Consider the following 14,709-nt stretch of genomic DNA (forward strand, 5'->3'; position numbering starts at 1 on the left):
GGCATGACCCGCTCCTTCGTCCACGACGCGCTGCCGATGCGCGTGGTGTTCGGCCCCGGCCGTCTCGCCGAGCTGGGCGACGAGGTCGAGCGCCTGGGCCTGCGCCGCGTGCTCGTGCTCGGGACGCCCGAGCAGGAGGCGACGCTGCGAGCGACAGCCGACGTGCTGGGCGCCCGCGCGGCCGGCGTCTTCGCCGAGGCGCGGCAGCACGTGCCGGCGGCGGTCGCGGCGGCGGCGGCCGACCGAGCCCGCGAACTGGGCGCCGACGGGTGCGTGGCGGTCGGCGGCGGGTCGTCGGTCGGGCTCGGCAAGGCCGTTGCGCTGCGCCACGGGCTGCCGGTGGTCGCGGTGCCGACGTCCTACGCCGGCTCGGAGATGACCCCGATCTGGGGTCTGACCGAGGACGGCGAGAAGCGCACCGGCCGCGACCGCGCGGTCCTGCCGCGCACCGTCGTGTACGACCCGGAGCTGACGCTCTCGCTGCCCGTGGGCCTGTCGGTGACCAGCGGTCTCAACGCCGTCGCGCACGCCGTCGAGGCGCTGTGGGCGCCCGACGGCACGCCGATCACCGCAGTCATGGCCGAGGAGGGCGCGCGGTCGCTGCTCGCGGCGTTGCCGACCGTCGTCGAGCGCCCCGACGACCTCGACACGCGGGCCGGGGCACTGCAGGGCGCGTGGCTCTGCGGCGCGGTGCTCGGGGCGACGACGATGTCGCTGCACCACAAGCTCTGCCACGTGCTCGGCGGCTCGTTCGACCTGCCGCACGCCGAGACCCACGCCGTCGTGCTCCCGCACGTCGTGGCCCACAACGGGACGTCGGCGCCCGCGGCCGTCGCGGCGCTGGGGCGGGCGCTCGGCGTCGCCGGTGACCCGGACACCGTGGCGAAGGCGCTCGCCGACCGCGCCCGCGACCTCGGGGCACCCACCTCGCTGGCGGCGCTCGGGATGGCGCGCGAGGGGCTGGCGCAGGTCGTGGACGCAGTGCTCGCGCAGCCCTACGCGAACCCGGCGCCGGTCACGCGGGAGAGCCTGACGGCGCTGCTGGAGGCGGCGTACTAGCGAGGGTGGCGAACGCGAGGTCCACGTGCGCGTCGAGCGTCGCCAGCGCGGCGTGGGCGTCGAGGTGGCCGCCCAGGACGTGCACGGCGAGCCCCTCGACGAGTGCGAGCAGGCCGGTGGCGGCGATCTCGGGGTCGAGGGGGCCTCGGGACCCGGCGTCGCGGATCCTGTCGGCCACCGCGGCGCGCATGCCGCGCGTGTCCTGCTCGAGGCGTGCCGCGACGTCGGGGCGGGTGGCCGCGTAGGCGTGGTACGCGACGGCGACCCGGCCCTCGAGCTCGCGGTCGGCGTCGAGCGGCAGCAGCTGGACGAGCAGAGCCCGCACGAGACGGCGCGGGTCGCCGGACGTCGTCTCGGGGTCGTCCTCCAGCCGGGCCTGGACGCGCGCCGCGACCACGTCCAGCGCGAAGATCATCATCTCGTCCTTGGTACGGAAATAGTGCTGCACCATCCCCGCGGTCACCCCGGCCTCCGCTGCGACGTGGCGCAGGCTCACGTCCATCAGCCCGCGGTGGGCCGCGACGCGCAGCAGCGCGTCGGCGAGAAGCGTCCGGCGCTCGTGGTGATCGACCTGCTTCGGCACGGAGGTACCTTGTCACATTGCAGGTGCAACGTCACTCCGATACATTGCACCTGCAACGCCAAGGAGGCCTCCGTGGAGACGACGCTGCCGCTCGAACGGCCCGACCCGACGACCCCGCCGACCGTGTACCGGCGGCTGCAGGAGCACGGACCCGTCTCACGTGTCGTCGGCGCCGACGGCACGCCGGCCTGGCTCGTCACGTCGTACGAGCTGGTCGCGGCCGGTCTCGCCGACCCGCGACTGGGGCTGACCCCGCCCGGTGTCACCGCCGACGAGCGCGCCTCGCTGTTCCAGGACGGCCCCGCGCACGCCCGCCTGCGCCGACTGGTGGCCCGGGCGTTCACGCCGCGGCGGATCGCCGGGCTCGCGCCCCGCATCGAGGCGCTCGCCGACGAGCACGCGGCCGCGCTGGTCGCCGCCGCGCAGGACGGGCCCGCGGACCTCGTCGACCTGCTCGGCGCGCCGCTGGCGGTCGGCTCGCTGGGCCTGCTGCTCGGCGTCGCGCTGGTGGACCACCCCCGATTCCGCGGGCTCGTCGACGACGCCCTGCGCGCCGACCCGATGGGCGCTGCGGCCGACCCGGCGCTGCTCGCCGAGGCGGAACGGGCGTGGGGCGCGCTGATGGGGTTCACCGCGGAGCTGGTCGCGGCGGCCCGCGAGCACCCGGGCGACGACCTGCTCTCCGCGCTCGTCGGGATCCGCGACGCCGACGACGGGCGCCTCGGCGACGGTGAGCTGATCGCGCTGGTCACCGCCCTGCTCGCCGCGGGAGTGATCACGATCCGGGGTGGTCTGGCGGTGGCCGTGGTGCGCCTGGTGGGCGACGACGCCCTGGCCGGCTTCGCGGACCGCCCGTCCGAGGAGGTCGCGGGCGTGGTCGACGAGCTGGTCCGGCGCGCGGGCGTCGAGGTGTTCCCGCGCTGGGCGGGCGAGAACCTGGTGCTGGGCGACGTGGCGATCGCGGCCGGGGAGAAGGTGCTCCTGCGGCTCGAGGCCGCCAACCACGACCCGGCGCGCTTCCCCGACCCCGAGGCGCTGTGCCCGGGGCGCGGCGTCCCCCACCTCGGGTTCGGGCGCGGCCCGCACCACTGTCTCGGCGCGTCGCTGGCCCGCGTCGAGCTCACGGCGGCGCTGACCGCGCTGTCGCGCCGGGCCCCGCACCTGCGCCTCGCCGTCCCGGTCGCCGACATCCCGTGGCACCACGGCGAGGTCGACTCCGGCCCGCTGGCACTGCCGGTCAGCTGCACCCCGCCTACGTGAGCACTTTCCGGTGCTATAGCACCGGAAAGTGCTCACATGACCGGCGGTCAGACCAGCTCGGAGTCGCGCACCTTCTGCATCCCGCGGGCCATGCGGCGCTTGGCCGGCGGGATGCGGTCGATCAGGCGCATGCCGGCGCGCTGGGCCATCACCGACAGCGGCCCGATCACCGGACGGCGCGCGGTGCCGTTGTCGTTCATGAACTCCAGCGACTCGCGGACGGCGAGCGAGGAGTAGCGGCGCATGAGGTCCTCGTACTCGCCGACCGCCTCGAGCAGGGGCTTCTCGCCGTCACGCACCTGCACCAGGCGGTCGCGCAGCTCGCGGGCGTCGCGCAGCGCGGTGTTGGCCCCGGCCCCGCGACCCGGGGTCATCGTGTGGATGGCGTCGCCGATCATCGTCACCGTGCTCGGCGCCCACGCCGGCACGGGATCGGCGGTCCGGATGCCCAGGGCCACCGTCGAGCCGGGGTCGGCGGTGGCGATGAGGTCGAGCCAGCGCGGATCCCAGCCCTCGCTGAGCTCGCCGGCCAGGGCGAGGGCCTCGGGGCCGGTGCGCTCGAGGAAGTCGTTCGGCGCGATCGAGCGCGACGTCGTGATCGCCCAGGAGATGTAGTCGGTGGTGTTGTCGAAGCGCAGGCCGGGCCAGCGGGCGAGCAGCTCGTCGTCGCTGGAGCCCACGCCGTCGACACCGCCCCACGGCATCCGCACCATGTGCGTGATCCCGAACTGGCCGCGGCGGTCGAAGTACATGCCGAAGCCGTGGCGCACACCCTCGGGCACGAGCTGCTCGGACCGCTCGGTGAGCAGCGTCTTGCCGCCGATCGCGACGAGCCCGGTCTCGGTGTGCGTGGCGTGCGGGAGGTGCTGGCGCCGCACCCGCGAGCTCGCGCCGTCGGCGCCGACGAGCAGGTCGCCGGTGTCGGCGCTGCCGTCGTCGAAGTGCGCGGTGACCTGCCCGTCGGTGTGCTGGGTGTAGTGCGTGAACCGGCGGTCGAACGTGATGACGTCGTCCATGCCCGTGAACAGCACCTGGCGCAGCGTCATCCGGCTGACGTTGTGCTCGCCGTTCTCAGGAGCTCGAGCCTCGGGGTCGTCACTCGCGTGCGGGAGGTCGGCGAAGTCGAGGCTGATCAGCGTGCGGTACCGCTCGGTGAGCATCGCGAGCTTCGTGTACGGCGCGGCGGTGGTGGCCACGAACATCGCGAAGAGCTCCGGGTCGAGGCAGGCCTTGAGCGCGCGGGCGCCGTTGGGCGAGATGCCCACGCGGTAGCCGTGCAGCCCGCTCGTGCGGGTGCGGTCGCGCTCGTGGACGGCGACCTCGATGCCGGCGCGGCGCAGGCCGTGCGCGAGACACATCCCGCCGGTGCCCGCGCCGATGATGATCACCTTCATGGTATGTCCTCCTCGACGGGTCGTGCGCTCCTGTCGGCGTGCTCCCCTGATCGCTCCGTCTCCCCGCCGGCCTCGAGCCGGCGTGACTGGTCGAGGAGATCGGCGCGGTCCCAGTGCAGGGCGCCGGTGCACAGGTCGTCGACGAGCCCGGCGATCCAGGCGACGTCGGTCTCGAGGTGGGCGAGCGCGTACTCGGCCTCGACGAGCACGATCCGCGGCAGCGTCGCCGCGACGTGCTCCAGCTCGCGGCGCAACCGCTCGAGCTCGCCGCGGCGGTCGGACAGGCGCAGGGCGAGCGCGTCGGCGGCCACCTCGGGATCCAGCAGCGGCAGGTAGGCGAGCGCGGCGGTGAACTCCGCGAACTCGTGGCGGGGCGCGGTGAGCATGTCCAGCGTCCACGTGATGGCCAGCTCGCGGCCGGTGTCGGTGACCGCGTAGACGGTGCGCTCCGGGCGCGCGGACTCCCGCTCGGTGCCCTGCGCGACGAGCAGTCCGTCGCGCACGAGGCGGTCGATCGTCTTGTAGAGCTGCGAGCGCTGCCCGACGTTGACGACCTGGTCCTTGCCGCGCTCCCGCAGGAGCCGCTGCATCCGGTACGGGTGCATGGGCTCCTCCGCGGCGAGGGCGAGGACGGCGAGGGCGAGTCCGGAGCGCTGAGTCATGGTTCCGACGACACTAGTGTCGTTGACACTAACAGGCAAGCGCGTCGTGTCGTGGGGGTCCTCGGCACAATGGGGCCGTGACCGCCAGTGGTGAGCGCCCCGTCCTCGTCGTCGACTACGGCGCGCAGTACGCGCAGCTCATCGCCCGCCGGGTGCGTGAGGCGCAGGTCTACTCGGAGGTCGTGCCGCACACGACGCCGGTGGACGAGATGCTCGCCAAGGACCCGGCGGCGATCGTGCTGTCGGGCGGGCCGGCGAGCGTGTACGCCGAGGGTGCGCCGAGCGTCGACCCCGCGCTGTTCGACGCCGGGGTGCCGGTGTTCGGCATCTGCTACGGCTTCCAGCTGATGGCCGGCGCGCTGGGCGGCACGGTCGCGCACACCGGCGACCGCGAGTACGGGCGCACCGAGCTGTCGGTGGCCGGGGACGCCGGGCGGCTGCACACCGAGCTGCCTGACGCGCACCCCGTGTGGATGAGCCACGGCGACGGCGTGACGAAGGCGCCCGAGGGGTTCACGGTCACCGCGTCGTCACCCGGCGCGCCGGTGGCCGCGTTCGAGGACGTCGCGCGGCGCTTCGCGGGCGTCCAGTACCACCCGGAGGTCGGGCACTCGCCGCACGGCCAGGAGGTGCTGCGCCGGTTCCTGCGTGACGTCGCCGGTGTGCCCGCCGACTGGAACACCGCCAACATCATCGACGAGACGGTCGCGACGATTCGTGCGCAGGTCGGTGACGGCCGTGCCATCTGCGGGCTCTCGGGTGGTGTCGACTCCGCGGTGGCTGCCGCGCTCGTCCAGCGCGCGATCGGCGACCGTCTGACCTGCGTGTTCGTCGACCACGGCCTGCTGCGCGAGGGCGAGCGGGCCCAGGTCGAGCGTGACTTCGTCGCCGCCACCGGCGTCGACCTCGTCACCGTCGACGCCGCCGAGACCTTCCTGCGCGAGCTCGACGGCGTCGTCGACCCGGAGGAGAAACGCAAGATCATCGGTCGCGAGTTCATCCGTGCGTTCGAGGGCGCCGCCCGGTCGGTGAGCGAGGGCAAGGGCGCGGACTTCCTCGTCCAGGGCACGCTCTATCCCGACGTCGTCGAGTCCGGCGGCGGCTCGGGTGCCGCGACGATCAAGTCGCACCACAACGTCGGCGGGCTCCCCGACGACCTGCAGTTCTCGCTGGTCGAGCCGCTGCGGGCGCTGTTCAAGGACGAGGTCCGCCGCGTCGGCGCCGAGCTCGGGCTGCCCGAGACGATCGTGCGCCGCCAGCCGTTCCCGGGTCCGGGGCTCGCGATCCGCGTCATCGGGGCCGTCGACGCCGACCGGCTCGCGACCCTGCGCCGCGCCGACGCGATCGCGCGCGAGGAGCTGACCTCGGGTGGGCTCGACGACGTGATCTGGCAGTGCCCGGTGGTGCTGCTCGCCGACGTGCGGTCGGTCGGCGTGCAGGGCGACGGGCGCACCTACGGGCACCCGGTGGTGCTGCGGCCGGTCTCCAGCGAGGATGCGATGACCGCCGACTGGACGCGCCTGCCCTACGACGTGCTCGAACGCATCTCGACCCGGATCACCAACGAGTGCGCCGAGATCAACCGCGTCGTCCTGGACGTGACGAGCAAGCCGCCGGGGACCATCGAGTGGGAGTGAGCGTCCGTGCGCACTTTCTGGTGCTATGGAACCGGAAAGTGCTCACGAGACCGGAGGTCACCTCCTGATGGCTGAGACGATCTTCAGCGAGATGTCCCGGCTCGCGCTGGAGCACGACGCGATCAACCTCGGTCAGGGGTTCCCGGACACCCCGGGGCCGCGCGAGGTCGTCGACGCCGCCGTCGCCGCGATGCACAAGGGCTGGAACCAGTACCCGCCCGCGGTCGGCATCCCGTCGCTGCGCGCGGCGATCGCCGAGCACCAGCGCCGCTGGTACTCACTCGACATCGCCGCCGACGGAGGGGTCGTCGTGTGCTCCGGCGCGTCGGAGGCGCTCTCGTCGGCGATGACCGGGCTGCTCTCGCCCGGCGACGAGGTGATCGCCCTCGAGCCGTACTACGACCTCTACGGCGCGACAGCGGCGCTGCTGGGCGCGACGCTCGTGCCCGTGCGCATCCACGCGCCCGACTACGTGCTGGACGCCGCGGCGCTGCGGGCCGCGGTCACCGACCGCACCCGCATGATCGTGCTGAACACGCCGCACAACCCGACCGGCGCGGTGCTCTCGCGCGACGAGCTGCAGTCGATCGCCGACGTCGCCGTCGAGCACGACCTGATCGTGCTGTCCGACGAGGTCTACGAGCACCTCGTGTTCGACGACAACGTCCACGTCCCCATCGCGACGCTGCCCGGGATGTTCGAGCGCACGATCACCGTCGGCTCGGGCGGCAAGACGTTCTCGGTCACCGGCTGGAAGATCGGGTGGGCGACCGGTCCCGCTTCGCTGGTCGAGAAGGTGCTCGGCGTCAAGCAGTGGTTCTCGTTCGCCGCCGGCACCCCGCTGCAGCACGGCATCGCGACCGGTCTCGAGCTCCCCGACGACCGCCTCGCGCACCTCGGCGACGACCTCGCGCGCAAGCGTGACCTGCTCACCGACGGCCTGCGCGAGCTGGGCCTCGAGGTGTTCGGGTCCAAGGCGACCTACTTCGTCACCGCGGACGTGGCACCGCTCGGGGTCACCGACTCCCTGGAGTTCTGCCGCTCGCTCCCCGAACGCGTCGGCGTCGCAGCCGTCCCCAATCAGGTCTTCCACGCCTCCCCGGTGGGCGTGGAGACCCAGGTCCGCTTCGCCTGCTGCAAACGCGACGAGATCCTCGCCGACGCCCTGCTGCGCCTGCGCAAGCTCTAGGTCGCCCGGTCGGCCGGGGCGCCACGCCCACCGTCGACGTCAGGAACGCCGCCACGATCGTCGGCGGTGACCGAGCGCAGGGCCTGCTGCACCTCGGCGCGCAGGCGCCGCAGCCGATCGATGATGGCGGCCATCTCCGCGTCGATGTCGTTCATGGGTGTCCTCCTGCCGGGAGCCGATCGTTGCGGTGCCGTCCCCGTGCCGGCCGACCCATCCCGCACCATGCCGTCGGGGCATGGTCAAGAGGTGTGCTCCGCTCGCCCGGTATCTCCATCATCGAGAGGTATGGTGACGGAGTGAGCGACGTGGTGATCGTCGGTGGCGGCCCCGGCGGGGTGCTCCTGGCCTACCTGCTCGCACGGGGCGGGGTGTCGGTGACGCTGCTGGAGTCACGCCACGACTTCGCCCGCCGCTTCCGGGGCGACACGCTCGCGCCGGGGGTCCTCGAGTACCTCGACACGCTCGGGCTCGCGGGCCCGCTGCTCGACGAGGTGCCGCACACCCGCTCCGACGCCTTCCGCTGGCACACCGCCGAGCGCACCTGGACCCTCGTCGACTACCGCGGCGCGAGCACCCGGTTCCCCTTCTACGCCCTGATCCCGCAGGCGGCGTTCCTGCCGTGGCTCGCCGACCGGGCCCGCGCGCACGGTGCCCGCGTCCTCATGGGCGCGCGGTTCTCGTCGCTGCGCCACGACGAGGTGGGGCGCGTGTGCGGGGTCGAGTACACGGTCGAGGCCTCGAAGCACGAGCTCGACGCCGCGCTCGTCGTCGGTGCCGACGGACGGAACTCCAAGGTCCGCGCCGCGTCCGGGCTCGCGGCCACCGAGCTCGGCGCGAGCCTCGACATCCTGTGGCACGCGTTCCGGCGCCGCGCCGACGACCCGTCGTACTCCGGTCTCGACCTGTTCGGCACCCCCACCGGCAGCGTCGCCCTGCTCGACCAGCGCGGTGACTGGCAGCTCGGCTGGACGATCCGGGCGGGCACCCTGGCGGAGGTGCGGGCGCGGGGTGTCGACGCGCTGCGCGACGCGGCGGTCGGCGCGCTGCCCTGGCTCGCGGGCCGGCTCGACGACCTGCGCGACGTCGCCGACCTGACGCTGCTGCCCGTGCGGATCACGACCGTGGAGCGCTGGACCCGTCCCGGGCTCGTGCTGCTGGGCGACGCGGCGCACGTCGTCTCGCCGGTGGGCGGCAACGGGATCAACCTCGCGCTCGCCGACGCCGCGGACCTCGCGAACCGGCTCGTCGGGCCCCTGCGCCGCACGCCGCCCGACCCCGCGCAGCTGGACGACGCCGCCGAGGGTCTCGAAGCCGCCCGCCGGCCGGGGGTCGAGCGCGAGCAGCGGGCCCAGGTGCGGACGGAGCGTCTCGCGGCGGAGCGGATCGAGTCGGGTGACGCCGGGCCGCCCACGGCGCTGCGGACGCTCGCCCGGATCCCGGGGTTCCCGCGCTACGCGGGCCGGCGCAACCGTCTCGACGTGCCGGCACCGGTGCCGGTGATCGCGGCCGGCGCGCCGTGACCGTGGGGAACTTCCTGCCGCTCTCGGCGTGCTCCCCGGGATCGCCGACTCACCCCGTGCGACCCGCGACGCCTTCGGTGGTCAGTTCGGCGTCCGGGACATAGAGCCGCGGCGCCAGGAGCCCGCTGATCACGGTGATCAGGGCGATCCCGACGAGCAGGAGACCCGGCGCCCAGGACGCGCCGCCGGCCGCGGCGAGGACCGCGGTGGCGGCGAGGGGCACGAAGCCGGACGCGATGCCGGCGAGGTTGGCGGCCAGCGCGATGCCGCTGTACCGCACGCGGGCCGGGAAGAGCCGGGCCAGGAGGTCGCCGGAGACCGCGTAGGGGATCGAGAGCGCCGCGACGCCGAGCGTCACCCCGCCCACGACCGCAACGGCGTTGCGGGTGTCGAGCAGCCAGAACATCGGCAGCGCGACCACCGCGGACGCGAGGCCGCCGACCACCGTCACGCGCGCGGCCCCGAAGCGTTCCGCGAGCCGGCCGCCCAGGACGAGCACGCCGATCTCCACGACCGCGGCGACGAGGGTCGCGCCCAGCGCCAGCGGACGTGGGAGCCCGAGGTCGCCGGTGGCGTAGCTGATGACGAACGTCGTGGCGAGGTAGAAGCCGCCGACCCCGAGGAACGCCGAGCCGGCGCCGACGAGCAGGGCCGGCCACGCGCGGGCGACGACGTCGCGGACCGGGGCGGACGCGCGGGCGTCCTCGGCGAGCAGACGGTCGAACAGGGGCGACTCCTCCACGCGCCGGCGCAGCCACAGGGCCACGGCGAGCAGCGGGAACGCCGCGAGGAACGGCAGCCGCCAGCCCCAGGCGTCGAAGTCCTCGGGAGGCAGCAACGCGACCAGCAGGAACGCCCCGGACGACAGCAGTGTGCCCACCGGGGAGCCGATCTGCGGCATCGCCGCATAGCGCCCGCGCTTGCCGGGCGGGGCGTGCTCGACGGCGAGGGTGATGGCCCCGCCCCACTCGCCCCCGACCGCGACGCCCTGCAGCAGCCGCAGCAGGGTCAGCAGCACCGGCGCGGCGATGCCGATGTCGGCGAACCCGGGCAGCACGCCGATGAGCCCGGTGACCACGCCGATCATCACCACCGTGATCAGCAGGCACTTCCGCCGGCCGATCCGGTCGCCGAGGTGGCCGAACACGATGCCGCCGAGAGGGCGGGCGAGGAAGCCGACGGCGAACGACGCGAACGCGGCGAGGGTGGCGACGACGGCGTCGTCGGTCGCGAAGTAGAGGCGGTTGAACACCAGCGACGCGGCGGTGCCGTAGAGGAAGAAGTCGTACCACTCGAGGGCGGTGCCGACGAACGCCCCGACGGCCACGCGGCGGGCGTCGGCTTCGGTCGGTTGCGGTGCAGTGCTCATGGTGTGTCTCCGTCGGGAGGCAGGCCCAGGACGTCCGCGCCGTGGGTGGCACGCCCGCCCCGGAGGGTGGCGACGACCTCGATGTCGCCGAGTCGGTCGGGATCGATGCGAACGGGGTCGTCGCCGAGGACGACGAGGTCGGCGGCGAAGCCGGGGGAAAGGCGTCCGCGGACGTCCTCGTCGCCGGCGACCCAGGCGGCGTCGACGGTGGAGGCGCGCAGCGCGGTCTCGGCGTCGACGGCCTCGGCGGCGCCGAGCGTCCGGCCGGCCGCCGTGCGCCGCCGGATCATCGACGCCATCCCCCGCAACGGGTGCCCGTCGGCGACGCAGGGTCGGTCCGAGCTCGCCGGGACGTGCAGCCCGGCGCGCAGGAACGACGCGTGGCGGTAGAGCAGATCGGCGCGGTCGTCGCCGACCGCCGCGGCCATCGAGTCCCCGATCTCGTCCAGGAACCGGGCCTGCGGGACCGGGGTGACGCCGAGGGCGGCCATGCGCCCCAGTGCGGCGTCGTCGACGAGACCGGCGTGCTCGAGGCGGTGGCGGGGCGGGCGGACGCGGGGCCAGGGCTGCTCGTCCGCGGCGGCGAACGCGTCGAGGGCGGCGTCGACCGCGCGGTCGCCGATGGCGTGCGCGGCGACCGTCCAGCCGCCCGCGACGGCCTCGACGACGGCGGCGTGCAGGACCTCGGGCTCGTCGCCGAGGTAGCCGGCGTGGTCGCGGTCGGCGTAGGGCTCGTGCAGGGCGGCGGTGCGCGAGCTCAGCGCGCCGTCGAAGAAGATCTTCATGGGGCCGATGCGCAGGTCGAGGTCGCCGAGGCCCGGGCGCAGGCCCAGGTCGAGGCCCCGCCCCGGGCCGCCGTCGGTGTCGCGCAGCACGGAGGTCTCGGGCATGAGGTCGACGCGCACGGCGAGGTCCCCGCGCTCGCGGGCGAGCTGGTAGGCGGCGAGCTCGCGGGGGGAGCGGCCGATCCACCCGCCGCCGATCCCGGCCTCGGTGACGTGGGTGATGCCCTGGCGGGCGAACACCGCGGTGGCCGCGCGGATCGCGTCGGCCAGGTCGTCGACGGCGTAGGGCCGCAGCAGGTCGCCGGCCAGTGCCTGCGCGGCCTCGAGCAGGACGCCGGTGGGGTCGCCGGCCTCGTCGCGGACCACGACGCCGCCGGCGGGCACCTCCGCGGTGCCGTCGAGGACCCCGGCGCGCCGCAGCACCGTGCTCGACACCGCGCAGACGTGGGCGGAGCGGTGCTTGAGCCACACCGGGCGACCGCCGCCGGCGCGGTCGAGCGCGTGCCGATCCGGCGAGCCGCCGAGGGCGACGTCGTCGTAGCCGGTGCCGACGACGAAGGCGCCGGCCGGCAGCTCGGCCGCCCGTGCCGCGACGGCGTCGTAGACCGCGTCGAGCTCGGTCAGGCCGCCCAACGGGATCTCGGCGAGTGACTGCCCGAACCAGGCGGTGTGCTGGTGCGCGTCGTCGAACCCCGGGACCACCGTGGCGCCGCCGACCGCGACGACCCGGCGGGCGCGGACCCCGGCCGGGAGCTCGTCGTCGTCCAGCACGGCCAGGACGCGGCCGTGGTGCACCGCGAGCGCCCGTCCGCGCGGGTGGTCGTCGTCGAGGGTGCGGACGTCGGCGTCCCGGAGCAGCAGGTCGATGTCCACGGTCATCCCAGGTGGTGCACGCGGGTCAGGGGCAGATCGGTGGCGTGGTGCAGCGGCACCTCGCGGCCGTCGATCCGCACGGGCGACGGCTCGCCGGGGATCTCGACCCGCGGTGTCGCGGTGTTGAAGAGCATGTCGACCGAGCCGAGGCCGCGGCTCCCGGTGATCGCGGTGTAGCGGGGTCCGGACGGGAGGGCGGCCCGGGCGGCGGGGTCGTCCAGGCAGGCGGCCGCGACGAACTGGTGGGCCAGGCGCGCCGGGGCGTCGCCGCGGGCGCCGTGGAAGCCGCGCATCCGCCGGGGCTGGCCGAGCCGCGTCGAGCCCGACCCCGACCCGGCCGCGCCCCAGGCGACGAACCCGGACTTGATCACGAGGTCGGGCACCGCGCCGAACCAGGCCGGCGACCACAGTACGATGTCGGCGATCCGGCCGGCGCGCAGCGACCCCACGTGGGCGGCGAGGCCGTGGGCCACGGCCGGGTTGTGCGTGAGCTTCGCGAGGTACCGCAGCACCCGCGCGTTGTTGGCCACGTCGGGGCCGGTCTCGCCGGCGAGGTGGGCCTGCACGTGGGCGAGCTGCCAGGTGCGGCGCACCGTCTCGCCGATGCGGCCCATGCCGAGCGCGTCGGAGTTGACGATCGCGATGGCGCCGTCGTCGTGCAGCCGGTTCTCCGCGGCGATGGCGTGCTCGCGGATCCGGCTCGCCGCGATGCTGCGGTCGCTGGGCAGGTCGGGGTGCCCGCGGTGCACGGTCATCGTCATCGGCCCGAGCTCGCGGACGGTCGCCGCGGTCAGCGGGAGGGTGGGCGTGGTGGAGGACGTCAGCACCGAGTCGAGGCCGACCATGCGCAGCAGATCGGGGTGCCCGCCGCCGCCCTCGACGTGGTACGCGTGCACGGTGCGCCCGCCGACGGCGTCGAGCGTGTCGTCCAGGTAGCCCGACTCGTTCAGCGTGTCGGTGTGCAGGGCGACGGGGAGGTCGGCCTGCTCGGCGACGCCGAGGCACGTGTCGATGGCGTCCGGGCCTGCGCCCCAGTCCTCGTGGACCTTGAACCCGCCCGCCCCGGCGAGCACCGCGCGCTCGAGCAGGTCTGCCGAGCCGGACGACCCGCGCGCGAGGAACGCGGCGTTCACCGGCGCGGCGGTCCAGGAGGCCATGAGCGTGTGGAGGTTGGGCGCGGGGTTCGCGCCGACGTCCCAGACCCCGCCGATACCCATGCCGACCAGCGTCGTCACCCCGGCCGACAGCGCGGCCGGCGCGAGGTCGGCGTTCGAGAGGTGGACGTGGGAGTCGACGGCGCCGGGCGTCGCGACGAGGCCCTCGCCCGGGATCATCGCGGTGTGGGCGTCGACGACGAGCTCGACGCCGTCCTGCACCTCGGGGTTGCCGGCGCGGCCGACGCCGACGACGCGTCCGTCCTTGACCCCGATCGAGGTCTTCCGGATCCCGAGCACGGGGTCGAGCAGCAGGACCCCGAGGACGACGAGATCGAGCGCGCTGTCCCGGGGCGCGCGGTCGGTGACGAGCGCGCCCTGGCGGGCCGTCTTGCCGCAGCCGCCGAGCATCTCCTCGCCCGGTTCGGTGTCGTCGGCGTCCACCTCCACCCAGAGGTCGGTGTCGCCGAGGCGCATGCGGTCGCCGGTGGTGGGGCCGTAGACGCGGGCGTAGTCGGCGCGGTCGAGGCTGGTCATCGGGCGGCACCCCCGAGGCGGACGGCCGTCGTCTCCCGCGTCGCCCCGACGTCGATGCGCACGGCAGTGCCGGCGGCGATGTCGAGGCGCAGGTGTGCGGGATCGGTGCCGTCGGAGACGTCGACCCGGAGGCGGCGGTTGAGCCGGTCGAGCGGCACGTGCGAGGTCACCCAGACCGCCTGGTCGCCGTCGTTGCGCAGGACGACGTCGTGGCGGGCGCGGCCCGGGGCGAGGTCGATCGTGCCGCTCGTCGGTCGGACGGCACCGGGGCCGTCGGTTCCCGGAGGTCCGAACGGACGGTCCACGTGCACGAGCGTGGTGCCGTGCGGGAAGAGCGCCTCGACCTGCACCGACGGCACGGCCGCGGCGACGCCCTCGACGAGCCGGCCGGGTGGGACCACCTCGCGGGCCCGGCGCACCACGTCGTCGAGATCGTGGCCGTCCCAGGCGAGCTCGCAGATCTCGTCGCAGACCAGAGCGATCGCCTCCGCCGCGCCGAGCACCGAACCGCGGGCGAGGCGCCGTCGTGCGAGCTCGGCTGCACTGTGCAGCAGCACTCTCTCGTGCTCGCGAGGGGTGAGGTGCACGGTGTCCTCCCGGGTGAGCAGACCAGGGTGCCTGGTGTCTTCGGTCTCCGGAAGACGTGTTCGCCGCGTCCTGTTCGTTCTAGCTTGGGCAGATGCACAA

Annotated in this window: 13 protein-coding genes; 5 read left to right on the forward strand and 8 right to left on the reverse strand. The window is 74.6% G+C overall.

Going from position 1 to position 14,709, the window contains the following annotated elements; all coding sequences use genetic code 11:
- Positions 1-3: 3 nt before the first annotated feature.
- Complete coding sequence (locus AC2A1K_RS10720; RefSeq protein WP_483896280.1) at positions 4-1,059, forward strand: maleylacetate reductase; 1,056 nt, start codon at positions 4-6, stop codon at positions 1,057-1,059.
- On the opposite strand, the gene AC2A1K_RS10725 is transcribed toward AC2A1K_RS10720, so the two are convergent.
- Entirely contained in the window at positions 1,016-1,642 is a 627-nt protein-coding gene (locus AC2A1K_RS10725; protein ID WP_483896281.1) for a TetR/AcrR family transcriptional regulator, read from the reverse strand. The two genes, AC2A1K_RS10720 and AC2A1K_RS10725, sit on opposite strands and share 44 nt — an antisense overlap.
- A 72-nt stretch (positions 1,643-1,714) precedes the next feature.
- Between AC2A1K_RS10725 and AC2A1K_RS10730 the strand changes: the two genes are divergently transcribed.
- Positions 1,715-2,902: a cytochrome P450 gene (locus AC2A1K_RS10730; RefSeq protein ID WP_483896282.1), complete on the forward strand. Its 1,188-nt coding sequence runs from the start codon at positions 1,715-1,717 to the stop codon at positions 2,900-2,902.
- A gap of 47 nt (positions 2,903-2,949) precedes the next feature.
- On the opposite strand, the gene AC2A1K_RS10735 is transcribed toward AC2A1K_RS10730, so the two are convergent.
- Positions 2,950-4,296, reverse strand: coding sequence for an FAD-dependent oxidoreductase (locus AC2A1K_RS10735; RefSeq protein ID WP_483896283.1), 1,347 nt, complete (start codon positions 4,294-4,296; stop codon positions 2,950-2,952).
- Positions 4,293-4,958, reverse strand: a complete 666-nt coding sequence (locus AC2A1K_RS10740; RefSeq protein WP_483896284.1) for a PadR family transcriptional regulator — start codon at positions 4,956-4,958, stop codon at positions 4,293-4,295. Before AC2A1K_RS10740 ends, AC2A1K_RS10735 begins: the two co-directional genes overlap by 4 nt.
- A 77-nt stretch (positions 4,959-5,035) precedes the next feature.
- Between AC2A1K_RS10740 and guaA the strand changes: the two genes are divergently transcribed.
- Positions 5,036-6,595 carry a glutamine-hydrolyzing GMP synthase gene (guaA, locus tag AC2A1K_RS10745; protein ID WP_483896285.1) on the forward strand — a complete coding sequence of 520 codons (1,560 nt, stop codon included), beginning with the start codon at positions 5,036-5,038 and terminating at the stop codon, positions 6,593-6,595.
- A 67-nt stretch (positions 6,596-6,662) separates the two neighbouring features.
- The gene (locus AC2A1K_RS10750; protein ID WP_483896286.1) at positions 6,663-7,784 is read left to right on the forward strand and encodes an aminotransferase class I/II-fold pyridoxal phosphate-dependent enzyme; all 1,122 of its coding nucleotides are present in this window, start codon (positions 6,663-6,665) and stop codon (positions 7,782-7,784) included.
- On the opposite strand, the gene AC2A1K_RS10755 is transcribed toward AC2A1K_RS10750, so the two are convergent.
- A complete protein-coding gene (locus AC2A1K_RS10755; RefSeq protein ID WP_483896287.1) occupies positions 7,781-7,939 on the reverse strand; it encodes a hypothetical protein in 159 nt (52 codons plus the stop codon). The two genes, AC2A1K_RS10750 and AC2A1K_RS10755, sit on opposite strands and share 4 nt — an antisense overlap.
- Before the next feature lie 141 nt (positions 7,940-8,080).
- Here AC2A1K_RS10755 and AC2A1K_RS10760 point away from each other — a divergent pair, with 141 nt between their 5' ends.
- On the forward strand, positions 8,081-9,304 hold the full coding sequence (locus AC2A1K_RS10760) for an FAD-dependent monooxygenase (RefSeq protein ID WP_483896288.1): 1,224 nt from the start codon (positions 8,081-8,083) through the stop codon (positions 9,302-9,304).
- 49 nt (positions 9,305-9,353) lie between these two features.
- Here AC2A1K_RS10760 and AC2A1K_RS10765 read toward each other — a convergent pair whose 3' ends face one another.
- From AC2A1K_RS10765 to AC2A1K_RS10780, 4 genes are read right to left on the reverse strand one after another with little or no spacing between them, the layout of a single operon-like run.
- Positions 9,354-10,673 carry an MFS transporter gene (locus AC2A1K_RS10765; protein ID WP_483896289.1) on the reverse strand — a complete coding sequence of 440 codons (1,320 nt, stop codon included), beginning with the start codon at positions 10,671-10,673 and terminating at the stop codon, positions 9,354-9,356.
- Positions 10,670-12,337: an amidohydrolase gene (locus tag AC2A1K_RS10770; RefSeq protein WP_483896290.1), complete on the reverse strand. Its 1,668-nt coding sequence runs from the start codon at positions 12,335-12,337 to the stop codon at positions 10,670-10,672. The genes AC2A1K_RS10765 and AC2A1K_RS10770 overlap by 4 nt, the downstream gene beginning before the upstream one ends.
- Complete coding sequence (locus tag AC2A1K_RS10775) at positions 12,334-14,022, reverse strand: urease subunit alpha (RefSeq protein ID WP_483896291.1); 1,689 nt, start codon at positions 14,020-14,022, stop codon at positions 12,334-12,336. The genes AC2A1K_RS10770 and AC2A1K_RS10775 overlap by 4 nt, the downstream gene beginning before the upstream one ends.
- Positions 14,019-14,609: an urease subunit gamma gene (locus AC2A1K_RS10780; RefSeq protein WP_483896292.1), complete on the reverse strand. Its 591-nt coding sequence runs from the start codon at positions 14,607-14,609 to the stop codon at positions 14,019-14,021. The genes AC2A1K_RS10775 and AC2A1K_RS10780 overlap by 4 nt, the downstream gene beginning before the upstream one ends.
- Positions 14,610-14,709 lie beyond the last annotated feature (100 nt).

Source organism: Actinomycetospora sp. 2LY8.5 (genome assembly GCF_057180585.1).